This is a genomic window from Sulfuricurvum sp. (assembly GCF_028713855.1).
GTDB lineage: Bacteria > Campylobacterota > Campylobacteria > Campylobacterales > Sulfurimonadaceae > Sulfuricurvum.
Genome location: NZ_JAQTNN010000010.1, coordinates 103,144 through 117,489 on the forward strand (window position 1 = coordinate 103,144; position 14,346 = coordinate 117,489).

Sequence of the window (14,346 nt, forward strand, 5' to 3'; positions counted from 1 at the left end):
ATTGATTAGTTTTGTCGCGATTTTACCCTAACTCTCCTTAGGGGATTTCCAAGCCGCCACAACATCACCCCGCTTAGCGCAATTATCGGGGTAATAATCCCTATTTCAGGAGTGAGAGTTTTATTGTTTGCAAGCTCTCCCATCATAAAGAGCAATCCCCAAACCATCAAGGTAACTAAAATAGCTCCAAAACTAAAAAAGGAGAGATTCAAAAATCGAGCACTTACCGGTGCATACGAAAAACAAATAACGATCAAAATCAGGGCAAACCACGGAGTGATAAACATCCGATACATTCCGCTTGTAATCTTCGCCACGTCGACATTCTGATTTTTTAAAAGACTCAGAGCATCCAATCCGTCACCAATCGTAAAATTCACTTTCCCCTCATAAACCTGATCCAATATCTTTGGTTTAAAATCACGAAGTACTTTTAAATTTTCACGATCTTCACTTACAATTCCCAACGCTTTAAGATCAAGTGTCTGCGGAGGATGAATCAAATGGGCTTTTTGAATATTCCAATATCCATTATCATATACTGCTTCCGTTGCACTCAATGCCTCTTTTAAGTGCCCCTGCTCGAACGTAAAAATACGGATGTCTTCTGCCCGTTTGCTGAGAGGGTAGAGATTTCCGAAATAGATATAATTTCCCTCATGGGTGAAAAAAAGGTTACTTGTAGGACGGATAAATTCGGATGTTTCGCGAAGATTGTCAGAAAATTCATTAGCCCGTGCAAAATTGGTCGTGTGCAGTGCAATATAAATCCCTATCAAACCACCGGCTACCGTTAAAAAAGGGGCTAAGATTCGGGCTTTTGAATATCCGATTGCATAATATGCGGCTAATGCATTGGAACGAACTAATTCAACCAATGAAGCTATCATCGCAAACACTAATGAAATCGGCAGCATCATATCAATCGCATAAAAATATTTATACATAATATAAATCAAAACAAGATTTGCTGATGCCGGAAGCCCCGAAGCATTATCCATCAAATCAAAGCCGACCATAAAACTACTCAGTGCTATCAAAACGATCAGAAAATAGCGTAGGTAGAGAAAAGATAACGTCGTGAAAGCAAGCATGCTAAAAACCTTTACTTGAGCATTTTGCCGCTACATCACTGCAACTATTGTTAAGCAGCATCTCGACCGCATCAGCCGCATTCGCAATCCATACAGAAAGTTTGGTTTGTTCATCGGAAGTAAAGGGATGCAGTACATAGTCGGCTACTTGTGATTTATGCTCCGGTTTGCCAATACCCATTCGGACCCGTACATATTCAGAAGAGATAGCGGCATCGGTTGATTTTAGCCCGTTATGTCCGCCATGACCTCCCCCGCTTTTAAAACGCAATGCTCCGAACGGCAAGTCCAAATCATCGTGGATCACAATGACATCATCGATTTTATAAAAATTTTTAACAGCAAGGATGGAACGACCGGAAAGATTCATAAAGGTAGTAGGTTTGAGAAGAAAGTGTTGACCCATTTTAAACAACTCCCCTTCGAAGGAGCTCTTTGAAATATTTTGAACACTGTGACGACGAGTTAACTCATCAATCACCATAAACCCGATATTGTGTCGGGTCGAAGCATACGCCGAGCCGGGATTGCCCAGTCCGACGATAAGCATCATTATTTCGCTTTGATGATACTAAGAACCGATACACGGTCTGAATCAGTAAATGTAACGTTTTCAACACGTGGAAGATCACGAACCAATACTGAATCGCCCAAATCGAGTGGAGCGACATCAACAGTAATGTTTGCCGGCAAGTTTTCGATTGTTGATTTAACGCGAAGACGTTTTTTTGCAATAAACAACATCCCTTTGTTTTTCAAACCGATAGGAGTACCTACAGTTTTAACTGGAACATGGTAGTGAGTAACAACATTCGGTTGTGCAACCATCAAATCAACGTGCAACAAGTTGCCTGAAACCGGATGAGACTCATACGCTTGAACTACAAGGTTCATCTCAGCTCCGCCAACGTTTACAGCAAATGCTACGGTCTCTTTGTTGCGCACCGTACGGATAAAGTCGTTCATTTTGAACGCGGCGTGAATATTTTCAAGCCCTTTTCCGTAGATGTTAGCAATAAGATAACCATCACGGCGGTATGCTTTAGTAGCAACTTTGCCAATACTCTCTCTTACAATGCCTTCTAACATAATCATGTCCTTCTGAAATAAAATGGGACGGATTATACTTAAAAATAGTTTAAACTATCCTAAATCTTTTTACTCTTTTAACGCAATGTAATCTTCTGTTTTAAACTCTTTTAGAGCGTCTTCAACCCCTAATTTAGCTTTATCAACCGTTGTACTAAGCCCTTCCATACGGAGTCTTAAATCGGATGCGGACGTAGCATATGCTAGAGCATCATCGCGAGTGATCCGTCCTGCAAGATATAAATCCAAAATCCCCTGATCAAAAGTTTGTGATTTATACAGCTCTTTCCCCTCCGCAATCGTATCGGGAATTTCTATATCGCGATTTTCAGCAATCAACTGCTCAATACGCGGTGTTCGAATCAAAATTTCCAATGCCGCCGTTCGCTTTCCGGTTACAGTTGGAATCAAACGCTGAGAGATAACCCCTTTGAGGACTGAAGCAAGGGTCATACGGACACGATTTTGTTCACCCGTCGGGAAAACAGAAATAATACGGTTAACCGTCTCTTTGGCATCGAGAGTATGGAGCGTTGAAAAAACCAAATGTCCCGTATCTGCCGCATGCAAAGCGATCTCAATCGTCTCCATATCCCGCATCTCTCCGACAAGAATGATATCAGGATCTTCCCGCAGCGCAGCACGAAGCGCTGATCCGAAACTGTGGGTATCCTGACCGATACTGCGCTGATTGACGATGCATTTACGATCTTTATGAACAAATTCGATCGGATCTTCAATCGTGATAATATGTTTACGACGTTTCCAGTTGATTTCATTAATCAATGCCGCCAATGTGGTCGATTTTCCACTTCCGGTAACTCCCGTAACCAGAACAAGGCCCCGCTCCATCTCAGCAAAACTGTGGATAATTTCAGGTAACTCCAACTCATCTACCGTCAAAATTTTGATCGGAATTAGTCGGAAAACGGCTGATATTCCCTCCATTTGAAAAAAGATATTGATACGGAAACGAGTATTCTCATCAAACGGATAAACCAAGTCCAACTCTTTTTTCTCAACCAGTTCAGGAAAACGGGTACGAAGAAGTTCTTTGGCAAATATCAATGCATCATCTTTGGAAAAAATCTCTCCCGATAGGGGAATAATCTCACCGTTTATACGGGCACGAACAACGGCATTGGCTTTAATATGAAGATCACTTCCTCCCGCATCAACCATACGACGCAAATAGCCTCGGATTTTTTTCAATACTTCAAAATTCAATTCACCTAAATCGGGTTGGTGGACACTATGCTGAATATCTGGATTCATCTTTACTCCAATTCACTCAAAATTTCGCTAAAAGCGACTTTAAACGCTTCTAACCCTTCTCGGATCTGTTGATCAATAATCATACCCATATCAATCCCGGCATTTGCAACATTAGTTTGATGATCTTCGATGATGGCACTCCCTACCGGTAGTTTCAATACCGTATCTCCACCTTTTACAAAAGCATCAATCGTAGCAATCGGAGCGGTGTTGACACTGTTGGGAGCTAACAGTTCATCAATATAATACGACGCTCTAAACTCGTCGCCTTTCACCCCTGTACTGGCAAACAATACACGGCATTTCGGAACGTTAAGCGCTTCAACCCGATTGTAAATATCAGCTGCATTAAGGATTCCCATTTTACCCGTTTCAACACCCTTGGTACGAAGGACTTCATCGATTGCACGGTCGATCCGGCTTACAAATACACTGATCACCGTATCCACACTTGCTTTATGAGATGCACGTTCAAATGCGCTAGCACATTTCACCGCTTGCTCAACGGAAAAAATCAAGGTTGCATTCACCGCAATCCCAGCAGAGGCGAGGGCTTCCATAGCACTGTAACCCGCATCCGTAGCCGGGACTTTGATCATGACGTTAGGACGATTAATCGTTGCATGAAGGCGTAACCCTTCTGCAATCGTACCATCCGCATCATCACACAAAAATGGATCGACTTCGATGCTTACATACCCATCATCTCCAGAATCATATAACGGCCGTAAAATATCGGCTGCTTTTTGTATATCGTAAACAGCCAAGGCTTCATATTTTTCTTTTGGAGAGAGTGCCTGCAGTGTAGAAAGTTGTTCTTTGTATGCGCTCGACGTTAATATAGCATTTTTAAATATAGCTGGATTTGAGGTAGCCCCGTTAATAATCCCTTTGGAAATTAACTCTTTAAACTCCTCATCTAAAAATGTTCGTTCAATAAAATCAGCCCAAAGGGCAAAACGCGCTTCCGCTAAGTACATACTATCTCCGTGACAAAAAGTGAACCTATTATGCCGAAAAATAATTAAAAATAGAGGTTAACACCGACTTTATATCGATCTTCATGGCGGTATTGATTCGTTGCTTCATAGTTGAGGGATAATGCTCCCCATGCGTTGTATTCCCACAGATGAGAAATCATGATTTTGCTTCGATCGGCTCCGTCGAGATAGACAATATGCCCCGCTTCGATACAGCTTTTCATCCGATTTCCCCAATTCAATCCTGCACCGGCACTGAACCCTATTCCGATATCGGCATTAAAGCCGAGTCTCACCTCCGGCTCGCTCAAAAGATACCCAAACACTCGATCATCTCCGATCGCCGCTCCGGCACCCACACGGGTTACAAAACTGAGTTGATCATCCCCATAATCCCGATCCCATCCGCTTTTCATCCGCCATGAAAACGGTTTAAAAAAATGACTGACCGGAGAGACGGAAGCCAAAGAGAGCACTGTCAATTTTTCCAAGCTCACCTTATCCCGATCCATCCCAATGAGGGTATCGAGGAATTCGATCTGCGCTCCGGAAAGATGACCCGTATCATCTTCGCCTAAATCATGAAAGGCTGGTCGCCATCCAATGAGCACAGGAGAACGATTTTCAAACCACCCCTGAGCAATCTCGACACGCGCTGCATGATGCGCCGTATCGGGATTAGATTTGTTAGGAAGAGGAAGTTCTTGTCCCGCACCTAACGCGGCACGCTGCATTAAAAGGCCATGATAGCGTTCTGCATACACCTCTTTGGACATTTTACCTTCGATGTAATTATATTCGACGAGTTCAGCAGAAGCTTCAAGTGCAAAACGATGTTCTTGATTACTCAGTGTACTTCTATTGAAATCATTTGTTGCTGTTTTACCATTCGTAAGAGATCGAACCGCATCAATCCCCCGAGGGCTCAATTGCCGCTCATATGCTAATAATTTTGTCCGTTTAGAGGGACGAAAATGTTTATCTGCCACCAAGCCCTCTTCCTCGAAAGCTCGAACAGTTTCAGGCGGGATAACGTAATACAAAAAATGATCTCGTAAACGGACACTGGGACGAGCGATTTCAGTAAGCCAAAGCATATGATACGAACAGTTTTCATCAAAAAAATAGTACCACGAGTTGATATGCTGCAGTTCCCAAATATGACGTACCATCGCCATCACCTCATCATGGGTGAGATTCAGATCGTATTCCCATACATCTCGGGATTCCGAATCACGGTATTCTTTGAGTTTTTCATAATAGGGAAGCATGGAATAAAATCCGTAGTACCCTCCGAACAGCCCTTTATAGGCGAATAACAACCCATTTGTATCTTCCGTATACGCCGCATAATTGATCGCATACGACATCAGTTTCGACTCCATCGAAGAGTCAATCCGCAAAAACGTATGTCCGAACATCGATGCGGGGGAGTTGATATGGGCACTTGGAAAAACCAAAGTTACCTTTTGAGGATCGAGTTTGGTTAAAAGAGCTTTGTACTCCGTACATTCACCCTCACCGAATGAGGTATTGAGTTCTTTCTCCAACCACACCCGACGGGCAGGAAAACGGCAAAATACACTTCCGTCACTTTGATTCAAATCCTGTGAAAAATGTTGAATCGTCGCATCCAATTCAGATGAGAGGTCATTCTTTCCGTTCGTAGCTACAAAAAAAGCAGGATCATCAATCTCACTTTCTCGGTGAGGAGAATGCATCAGAAGATGCCAATACCGTGTATCGGAAAGATGTTTCGTGTGAGCTTGTGCAATCAGTTCATCGGTCGTAGTAGCGAAGATCGATAAGCTCAATACACATAATAATAAAAGAAAGGGCAAATAAAACCTTGATTTTGTAAATTGAAAGCTCATTCCCGTTCATGGTGAGCTTGTCGAACCATAAATCACCCTTCGACAAGCTCAGGGCGAACGGGAATAAATTTATAATTACCCTGCGATTGTAGAAACGTTATCCAATACGGTTGCCATATCGGCTTTTTCACTCGTATAGATTGCATTGTAGTTTGCTTGAAGCGCTGATGCAAATGCCGCTTTATCTTGAACGTTCAAAAGCTCCGCAAGAGTCGAAACACTTTCACCGTGACCGATAGCAATCTCACGTGAAAGCTGATCCATATTTGATGCTACAAACTCTGCCGCACGCTCATTCAACACCAAGTTTGCTTTTTTACATCCAGAAGTTCCTGAAGTAACACCAAATGTTTGGTTCCCCAATGTTCCATTGGTTGTTGCTTGAAGTGCCAACATTACTGCAGAACTGTCATCTTTAATAATTTGTGACCCAAGTCCGCATCCTGTTTGGCTGTTAACAGTTGCAAAACCTGCTGTGCTAAGTGCAGCAATTGCTGCGATACTGATCAAAACTTTTTTCATATATACCCCTTTTTTAATAAGAATTAACAGAGAGTATAGAAGAATAAAGCTTAAATGTTCCCTATTCTCCACGGATTTTCTCCAAAATTATCTGAAGAAGCTAATTGCAGTCTCTCTAAAAAACTCTTTCTCGAAATTTCCTTGGCTCCCAAACTTTTGAGATGTTCCGTCGGAACCTGACAATCAATAAAATCATATCCCCATGCTCTCAGATGCTCCACCAAAACGGCAAAGGCAACCTTGGAAGCATCAGAAACTTTAGCAAACATCGATTCACCGCAAAACACTCCTCCAACCGATACGCCGTACAACCCACCGACTAAAATATCATTTTGATAGGCTTCAATACTGTGAGCATATCCAAGCGCATGCAGCGTTTCATACGCTTCGATCATTTCGGGGACGATCCAGCTCCCTCTCTGTCCACGGCGAGGGGCAGATGAACATTCACGTATAACCTGTGAAAATGCGGTGTCAAAACAGATTTCAAATTGAGGGATTTTTTTACGTAAAGAGCGGCTAAGCTTAAAATCGTCTAACTCCAATATAAGCCTCGGATCGGGTGACCACCAAAGAATGGGGTCATTTACACTGTACCAGGGAAAGATTCCTGAACGGTACGCCATCATAAGCCGTGATGGAGAAAGATCACCTCCATAAGCAAGAATCCCCTCCTCAGCTGCCGATTCGGGATTAGGAAATGCAAGATGATGAGTAAGTTTCGGGATCATACCGCATATTCAAAGTGTAGTTGATCTGTGTAATCTACCAAAACTTTTCCCCCGCTGACCAAACGTCCAAACAACATTTCATCCACCAGCGGATCTTTGATTTTATCCGAAATAACACGCCCCAGAGGTCGTGCTCCCATCGCTTTATCGTATCCGATTTGTGCGATATACCCTTTCGCCTTATCCGTCAGGGTTACCATCACTTTTTTCGATTTCAACTGCGTGTTAAGTTCACGGATAAATTTATCGACGATCCCTTCCACTACCTTCATCGGCAATGCCCCAAACTCGACAATCCCATCAAGACGGTTTCGGAATTCAGGGGTAAAAAACGATTTCATCGCTTCATGCCTAGAAATTGAACTGTCTGCATTGAATCCCATTACCGTGCGTTCACTCGCTCCAATATTGGAAGTCATAACAAGTATAACATTAGAGAAATTTGCTTTGAATCCCGTATTATCCGTCAGTGTTGCACTGTCCATAACCTGCAGAAGAACATTGATCAAATCAGGATGTGCTTTTTCGATCTCATCGAGGAGCAACACCATGTACGGATGCTTACGTACCGTCTCGACCAACAATCCTCCCTGCTCAAAGCCCACATATCCCGGAGGGGCACCTATAAGGCGGCTCAGAGCATGTTTTTCCATGTATTCAGACATATCAAAACGCTCAAAATAAATTCCCATCGTTTCAGCCAATGATTTAGCCAACTCGGTTTTACCAACCCCTGTCGGACCAGAGAATAAAAAGGAGGCAATCGGTTTTTGAGGAGCACTCAGCCCCGCATACGAGCGTTTGATAGATTTCACCACCTGAGCGACCGCATTATCCTGCCCAATCACGAAGGCTTTAAGATCAGCTTCGAGGGAAGCAAGTTTTTCGCGGTCATCCGCTCCCATTTTTGACGTTGGTACTCCCGTCATTTTTGAAATAATCGCTTCGATATCGTTCGGCGTAACAGTAGTACGTTTGTGCGTTTTAAGATGGAAGGCCGCTCCCGCTTCATCGATCAGATCAATCGCCACATCGGGTAAAAAACGGTCGGTTATGTATTTTTTAGAGAGTTCCACGGCTGAACGCAAGGCTTTATCGGTGTATTTAACTTTATGATGTTTTTCATAACGTTCACGAAGTCCTTTAAGAATCAAAAAGCTCTCTTCTTCGCTTGGTTCTCCCACCTCTATACGGGCAAAACGTCGGCTGAGTGCTCGGTCTTTTTCGAATACACTGCGGTATTCCGCATGAGTTGTTGCCCCCATACATTTCAGGACACCAGATGCGAGTGCCGGTTTGAGCTGGTTAGACGCATCCATGCTCCCGCCACCCACTGCACCCGCACCTACAATGGTATGAATCTCATCGATAAACAAAATCGCGTTGGGGTGTTCCGAGGCTTCATCCATTACCGCTTTGAGGCGCTTCTCAAAATCCCCACGATATTTGGTTCCGGCCAGCATCGCGCCCAAATCAAGGGCAAATATCTCGGCATTTTCGAGCAACGTGGGGACATCTCCGGAGAGAATCCGCAATGCTAACCCCTCCGCAATCGCCGTTTTTCCAACACCCGGCTCGCCGATAAGCAGTGGATTGTTTTTCTTCCGACGACAAAGAGTTTGAATTGCACGCTCAATCTCATTGACTCGTCCTACAACAGGATCTATTTTCCCTTTTCTGGCTTGATCGATGAGATTAATTGCATATTTTTGGAGTGCCCCCTCACTGCGTGAGTCTTCCTGTGCACTCTCTACATCACGATGTGAAATCGCTTCAAGGACATCGACACGGCTGATTCCGTATTCTTCGAGCAGCATACACGCATAGGTATGATGTTCTTCATACACCGCAGCGATCAGATCACCTACATCGGCAACCTCTTTTTGGGCACTTCGAACATGATGCATCATCCCATCGATCATTCGTGCTAACGCTACCGTCTCAAACGGTTCTTGCTCTGCATCATCCGGTAACGGCTCCATCGTTTGCATCAAGTATGCACCCAATGCCTCCCGAATAAGCTCTACATCTGCACCGCATGATTTGATGATGGCTTCACCGTCAGGTGAATTGAGCAATGCCAACATAACGTGCTCAATTGTGAGATACTCATGACGCTGATGTCTCGCAAACGCAACCGCTTTTTGAAAAATCGCATTCAGTTCTGTACTCACCATGGTTATGCTTCCTCCATTATCGCTTTAAGAGGAAACCCGTTTTCACGTGCCAGGGTCCCCACTTGATGTACTTTTGTTTCAGCAACTTCATACGGATAGGCTCCGCATAAACCGCGCCCTTTTTGATGTACTTCAATCATAATACGGTGGGCATCCTGAAAGTTACGACGAAATATCTTCATCAAAATATCAACGACAAAATCCATTGATGTATAATCGTCGTTGAGTAAAAAAACATTATACTGCTTCGGATGTTCTAAGATCAAATCTAAACTTGTTGAGTGCTCGTGTTTTGTCGCCATGATTGAACTATACCGAATCTTTTTAAATTTTTGCCGCGTTTACAAAATCGTCTATAATTGCTTCAGCGCTTTCCAAGCCAATCGAAATACGGATAAGTCCTGCCGTAATCCCTAAAAATTCCCGCGTAGCATCATCAAAATCACGATAAATGGTTGAAGCCATATGCAATCCCAACGTGCGGCTATCCCCAATATTGGCGGTAATAGTGATGAGTTTTGAGTGATTTAGAAATTCAAAAGCTCTCTCTTTAGACCCCATATCAATCGTAAGGATGGTTCCACAGCCATTTGCAAATTGGCTCATATATCGTTCATGATGAGGGTGTGTTGTTAAGCAAGGGTGATTCACATTAAACCCTCTCTCCTGCAAGCCACAGGCCACTGTCTCAACCGTAGTAACGATTCGATCCATGCGTAACGGCAATGTTTCCAATCCCAACAGGGTTAGGTAACTTCCAAATCCGTTTGCCGACATCCCGAAATCACGCAATGCCCGCTTTTTGGCATTCGCTACCAGTGCCATTACTCCCATCTTCTTAATAAATGGGTGGATATCACGGTAACGGTCCCCTTTTAATTTGTCCTCACCTTCAGCAATTGCACGGAAGATAACTGCACCACCGAGTGAAGATGCATTACCTGTAATAATTTTGGTGGTCGAATAAACGACGATATCGGCTCCCAACGCTATCGGTACGACGCTGAGAGGGGTAATGGTATTATCTACCATCAATACAACACCGTTGCGATTTGCAATATCCGCTATTTTTGCGATATCGGGAAGGCGCATATTGGGATTTCCGACACTCTCTAAAAAGAGTATCTTCGTTGCGGTATTGATCGATTCTTCGATAGCATCAAGCTCATCGACATCGAAAAAATGGGTAGTAATCCCAAATCGGGTCAACGTCTCTGAAAAATAGGAATAGGTTCCTCCGAACAATCCGCCGATACTGATTATTTCATCACCTGAGCGCAAAAGGCTCAAAGTTGCCATAGCGATAGCCCCCATGCCGCTAGAGGCTGCAACCGCACCGACACCACCGTCCATTGAGGCTAAAATTTGCTCCAACTGTGCCGATGTCGGATTCCCGACACGGGCATACAGCGGTTTTTTCACCGAACCCTCAAATATTCCTTCACCCGTCTCACTGTTGCCATATCCAAATGACGCCGAGTTAACCATTACCGGGCTGATAGCCCCCTCTTTTTTTCCCACTTGCTGAACAATGCGGGTTGTAAACTCTTCAAAGCGATTCATCATCAAACCTGTATTAAAATTGGACAATTATAACCTAAAAGGCTCTCTCATTGTCTAAACGAATTTTCGTAACCGCGACCAACACCAATATCGGTAAGACTTATACTTCGCAGTTACTGATAGCTGCACTCAGTCGTATGGGATTACGTGTCGGTGTTTACAAACCGATCGAAACCGGCGTTACCACTATTGCACCCGATGGGAATGCCCTTTTTCAAACGGCTTTACTCTACAATCCTGCACTTGAATCGTTAACGTTAGAGGATATTGTAACGCTCCAATTATCCCTTCCTGCCGCCCCCTTTGTTGCCAATAACGGGAAAGTAGTCGATTTGAGTATCTTTGACAAAGCGTTAACCAAAATCGAAGCCCTTTGCGATATTGTCATCATCGAAGGGGCAGGCGGGCTAATGGTTCCGATCGATGAAAAAACCATGATGATTGATTTACCTCGATATTTCAATGCAGTAACCCTTTTGGTCTCCCATTGTCATCTCGGATGCATTAACGATACGCTACTGAGCATTAAAGCGCTTGAAGATGCCGATTTATCTTTTGTATGGGGCCTAAACTGCCGTACTGACGATACTGATTTTGAAATGACATCACTCCCTTATTTCACTCATCGATATAAAACTATCTATCAGATAAACAGAGATATTGATACCATAGCCAAAGTACTTTTAGATACAATTACATCATAAATATGAGGGAAAATACATGAAACATCTTATCCGTACAGACGACTTTACAACCGAACAAATTCTTCAGGTACTACAGGATGCGGAACACTATTTAGCGGGGCAATTCGATCCAATCCTCAAAGAAAAAATCATTATTACCCTCTTTTTCGAAAACTCCACCCGAACCAAAAGCTCTTTTGAAATCGCCGCCAAACGTCTCGGGGCCGAAGTTGTTCATCTCGATGTCCAAAAAAGCTCAACCCAAAAAGGGGAAAGTCTCGTCGATACCGCAGCCAACCTCGATGCTATGGGACCACACGCTATGATAGTCCGTCACGCCCACGCCGGCGTCCCGAATATCCTTGCCGAACATACCCACGCTTCGATCATCAATGCCGGGGACGGTGCCCACGCCCATCCGACGCAGGCACTTCTCGATCTCTTTACCCTTCGCCGTCACTTCGGAGATGTTAAGGGCAAAAAAATTGCTATCGTCGGTGATATCAAAAATTCTCGTGTCGCCAACAGTAATATCGAATTATTGACCCGTTTCGGTATGGAGATTACCCTCGTTGCCCCACCCCACTTTCTCCCCGACAGCAACCTTAAAATGACCCATAACCTCCATGATGTTATCGATAATGTTGATGCAATCATGTCTCTACGCACCCAAACCGAGCGCCACTCACATCAAACGTATGGATCACTCAAAGATTACGCCAGCGATTTTTGTATCACCCAAGAACTCGTCGGCAATAGAGATCTGATACTCCTTCATCCGGGACCGGTTCACCGCAATATCGATATCGATGATATGATGCTAAAAGATCCTCGCTGCAAAGTCTTGGAACAGGTCAGAAATGGGGTGGCAATCCGGATGGCTGTCCTAAAAGCACTTATCGCCTAATGATTCAACATTTCAGTTCTCTCGTATCATCGGGAGTGCCTTGTTTTTTTTATACCGATTTTACGGGAGAAACTTTCCATTGTTTCACATTAGATGAACTTGATAAAGAAGATGTTGAGTTTGCATTTAACAGCGATTCGAATGAGACAAATACTCCTCACAAACCCTCTTTCTCACCTATTTCAATAGAGAACTACCGCCAAAAATTTAAAGTCATTCAAGAACATATCAAATGTGGAAATACTTACCTGCTCAATTTAACACAACCAACTCCTATTGAATCTGATTTCACACTAAAAGAAATTTATACGATGGCACATGCATCGTATAAACTTAGGGTGAGAGATCAGTTTGTCTGTTTCTCTCCCGAACCATTTATTACAATCGAAGAAAACACTATCCATACTTATCCCATGAAAGGGACAATTGATGCCTCATTACCTAATGCAATTGATGCAATATTAAATGATCCAAAAGAGATTGCCGAGCATACAATGATCGTTGATCTTCTTCGTAATGATTTAGGAATCATCGCAAAAAAGATAACTGTAGAAAAATTCCGCTATATCACAACAATAGATACAGGAGACAAAAAACTTCATCAAGTTAGTTCTCATATATCGGGTTTGTTAGATAGCCACTGGAAAGATAATGCTGGAATACTCATTTCTGCACTGTTACCTGCGGGAAGCATCAGCGGTACGCCAAAGCGAAAAACAGTTGCTCTTATAAAAGAGATCGAAGAATATGATCGAGGCTATTTTACAGGTATCTTTGGCCATTTCGACGGCAAAAACCTTTACAGTGCCGTAAGTATCCGCTTTATAGAAAAAATCAATGGAAAACTAATATATAAAAGTGGTGGTGGAATTACGGCAGATAGTACAGAAGAGAGTGAATATAAAGAAATGATCGATAAAGTATATATACCTTAACGAACACTCAATTGCGATTTAATTTGTGCTAGAGTTTTTGATCCAATGCCTTTAACATTGACCAATTCATCCACACTTTTAAAGCCACCGTGAGATTTACGATATTTCATGATCTCTTGCGCTTTGGCAGGACCGACACCATTAAGTGTTTGTAACTGTGCCGAGTTAGCAGTATTAATATTAATCGTAGCAAATGCAAATGTAAAGAGAAGAAAGAGAAGGGAAAGTATTCTAACCATATTTAACCTCTAAAAATAAATTATACTATTGTACCTAGAATAGAGGGAATTGTCAAATAAAGTATATAGATTGATTTCTAACAGTTAAGATTGCGATTGGTTTTTGATTAATAAAAAGTGAGGGATTTTAAAAAGTAGTATTTGAGGAATTAAATCTGAGGCCAGGCGGCGACCTACGTTTCCACACCTGAAAGATGCAGTATTATGAGCGATGAGGGTCTTAGCTTCCGGGTTCGGAATGGGACCGGGCGTTTCCCCCTCTCTATAGCCACCTGAA

Annotated in this window: 15 protein-coding genes and 1 rRNA gene; 3 read left to right on the forward strand and 13 right to left on the reverse strand. The window is 43.1% G+C overall.

All coding sequences use genetic code 11. From position 1 onward, the window contains the following. Positions 1–5: 5 nt before the first annotated feature. From PHI47_RS10310 to PHI47_RS10360, 11 genes are all read right to left on the reverse strand, one after another. Positions 6–1,094 (reverse strand): LptF/LptG family permease, encoded by a 1,089-nt coding sequence (locus PHI47_RS10310; protein ID WP_299936795.1) that lies wholly within the window; start codon positions 1,092–1,094, stop codon positions 6–8. A gap of 1 nt (position 1,095) precedes the next feature. Next, entirely contained in the window at positions 1,096–1,644 is a 549-nt protein-coding gene (pth, locus tag PHI47_RS10315; protein ID WP_299936840.1) for an aminoacyl-tRNA hydrolase, read from the reverse strand. A 2-nt stretch (positions 1,645–1,646) separates the two neighbouring features. After that, a complete protein-coding gene (locus tag PHI47_RS10320) occupies positions 1,647–2,183 on the reverse strand; it encodes a 50S ribosomal protein L25/general stress protein Ctc (protein ID WP_299936797.1) in 537 nt (178 codons plus the stop codon). Between the two features lie 69 nt (positions 2,184–2,252). Further along, positions 2,253–3,458 carry a PilT/PilU family type 4a pilus ATPase gene (locus PHI47_RS10325; protein WP_299936800.1) on the reverse strand — a complete coding sequence of 402 codons (1,206 nt, stop codon included), beginning with the start codon at positions 3,456–3,458 and terminating at the stop codon, positions 2,253–2,255. Positions 3,459–3,460: 2 nt separating this feature from the next. Beyond that, positions 3,461–4,438, reverse strand: coding sequence for a transaldolase (locus PHI47_RS10330; RefSeq protein WP_299936805.1), 978 nt, complete (start codon positions 4,436–4,438; stop codon positions 3,461–3,463). Between the two features lie 44 nt (positions 4,439–4,482). Further along, positions 4,483–6,252 carry a DUF4105 domain-containing protein gene (locus PHI47_RS10335; RefSeq protein ID WP_299936808.1) on the reverse strand — a complete coding sequence of 590 codons (1,770 nt, stop codon included), beginning with the start codon at positions 6,250–6,252 and terminating at the stop codon, positions 4,483–4,485. 135 nt (positions 6,253–6,387) lie between these two features. Beyond that, positions 6,388–6,834, reverse strand: coding sequence for a DUF3015 family protein (locus PHI47_RS10340; RefSeq protein WP_299936811.1), 447 nt, complete (start codon positions 6,832–6,834; stop codon positions 6,388–6,390). Between the two features lie 50 nt (positions 6,835–6,884). Beyond that, a complete protein-coding gene (gene aat / locus PHI47_RS10345) occupies positions 6,885–7,565 on the reverse strand; it encodes a leucyl/phenylalanyl-tRNA--protein transferase (protein ID WP_299936814.1) in 681 nt (226 codons plus the stop codon). After that, positions 7,562–9,742 (reverse strand): ATP-dependent Clp protease ATP-binding subunit ClpA, encoded by a 2,181-nt coding sequence (clpA, locus tag PHI47_RS10350; protein ID WP_299936817.1) that lies wholly within the window; start codon positions 9,740–9,742, stop codon positions 7,562–7,564. The genes aat and clpA overlap by 4 nt, the downstream gene beginning before the upstream one ends. 2 nt (positions 9,743–9,744) lie before the next feature. Next, the gene (locus PHI47_RS10355; protein WP_299936819.1) at positions 9,745–10,044 is read right to left on the reverse strand and encodes an ATP-dependent Clp protease adaptor ClpS; all 300 of its coding nucleotides are present in this window, start codon (positions 10,042–10,044) and stop codon (positions 9,745–9,747) included. Positions 10,045–10,066: 22 nt separating this feature from the next. Then, positions 10,067–11,332: an aminotransferase class I/II-fold pyridoxal phosphate-dependent enzyme gene (locus PHI47_RS10360; RefSeq protein ID WP_299936821.1), complete on the reverse strand. Its 1,266-nt coding sequence runs from the start codon at positions 11,330–11,332 to the stop codon at positions 10,067–10,069. Positions 11,333–11,355: 23 nt separating this feature from the next. Here PHI47_RS10360 and bioD point away from each other — a divergent pair, with 23 nt between their 5' ends. Genes bioD through PHI47_RS10375 form a run of 3 tightly spaced genes read left to right on the forward strand, consistent with a single transcriptional unit; the run spans position 11,356 to position 13,830 of the window. Next, positions 11,356–12,009, forward strand: coding sequence for a dethiobiotin synthase (bioD, locus tag PHI47_RS10365; protein ID WP_299936825.1), 654 nt, complete (start codon positions 11,356–11,358; stop codon positions 12,007–12,009). 16 nt (positions 12,010–12,025) lie between these two features. Next, positions 12,026–12,895, forward strand: a complete 870-nt coding sequence (locus tag PHI47_RS10370) for an aspartate carbamoyltransferase catalytic subunit (RefSeq protein WP_299936828.1) — start codon at positions 12,026–12,028, stop codon at positions 12,893–12,895. After that, the gene (locus PHI47_RS10375; RefSeq protein ID WP_299936831.1) at positions 12,895–13,830 is read left to right on the forward strand and encodes an aminodeoxychorismate synthase component I; all 936 of its coding nucleotides are present in this window, start codon (positions 12,895–12,897) and stop codon (positions 13,828–13,830) included. Before PHI47_RS10370 ends, PHI47_RS10375 begins: the two co-directional genes overlap by 1 nt. Here PHI47_RS10375 and PHI47_RS10380 read toward each other — a convergent pair. Further along, complete coding sequence (locus tag PHI47_RS10380) at positions 13,827–14,069, reverse strand: helix-hairpin-helix domain-containing protein (RefSeq protein ID WP_299936833.1); 243 nt, start codon at positions 14,067–14,069, stop codon at positions 13,827–13,829. The genes PHI47_RS10375 and PHI47_RS10380 overlap by 4 nt on opposite strands. 160 nt (positions 14,070–14,229) lie before the next feature. Then, a 5S ribosomal RNA gene (gene rrf, locus PHI47_RS10385) occupies positions 14,230–14,345 on the reverse strand. Position 14,346 lies beyond the last annotated feature (1 nt).

Bases quoted from the DNA above. Each gene is read 5' to 3' on its own strand.
- PHI47_RS10310 (WP_299936795.1), bottom strand. From the start codon at position 1,094: ATGCTTGCTTTCACGACGTTATCTTTTCTCTACCTACGCTATTTTCTG.
- pth (WP_299936840.1), bottom strand. From the start codon at position 1,644: ATGCTTATCGTCGGACTGGGCAATCCCGGCTCGGCGTATGCTTCGACC.
- PHI47_RS10320 (WP_299936797.1), bottom strand. From the start codon at position 2,183: ATGTTAGAAGGCATTGTAAGAGAGAGTATTGGCAAAGTTGCTACTAAA.
- PHI47_RS10325 (WP_299936800.1), bottom strand. From the start codon at position 3,458: ATGAATCCAGATATTCAGCATAGTGTCCACCAACCCGATTTAGGTGAA.
- PHI47_RS10330 (WP_299936805.1), bottom strand. From the start codon at position 4,438: ATGTACTTAGCGGAAGCGCGTTTTGCCCTTTGGGCTGATTTTATTGAA.
- PHI47_RS10340 (WP_299936811.1), bottom strand. From the start codon at position 6,834: ATGAAAAAAGTTTTGATCAGTATCGCAGCAATTGCTGCACTTAGCACA.
- aat (WP_299936814.1), bottom strand. From the start codon at position 7,565: ATGATCCCGAAACTTACTCATCATCTTGCATTTCCTAATCCCGAATCG.
- clpA (WP_299936817.1), bottom strand. From the start codon at position 9,742: ATGGTGAGTACAGAACTGAATGCGATTTTTCAAAAAGCGGTTGCGTTT.
- PHI47_RS10355 (WP_299936819.1), bottom strand. From the start codon at position 10,044: ATGGCGACAAAACACGAGCACTCAACAAGTTTAGATTTGATCTTAGAA.
- PHI47_RS10370 (WP_299936828.1), top strand. From the start codon at position 12,026: ATGAAACATCTTATCCGTACAGACGACTTTACAACCGAACAAATTCTT.
- PHI47_RS10375 (WP_299936831.1), top strand. From the start codon at position 12,895: ATGATTCAACATTTCAGTTCTCTCGTATCATCGGGAGTGCCTTGTTTT.
- PHI47_RS10380 (WP_299936833.1), bottom strand. From the start codon at position 14,069: ATGGTTAGAATACTTTCCCTTCTCTTTCTTCTCTTTACATTTGCATTT.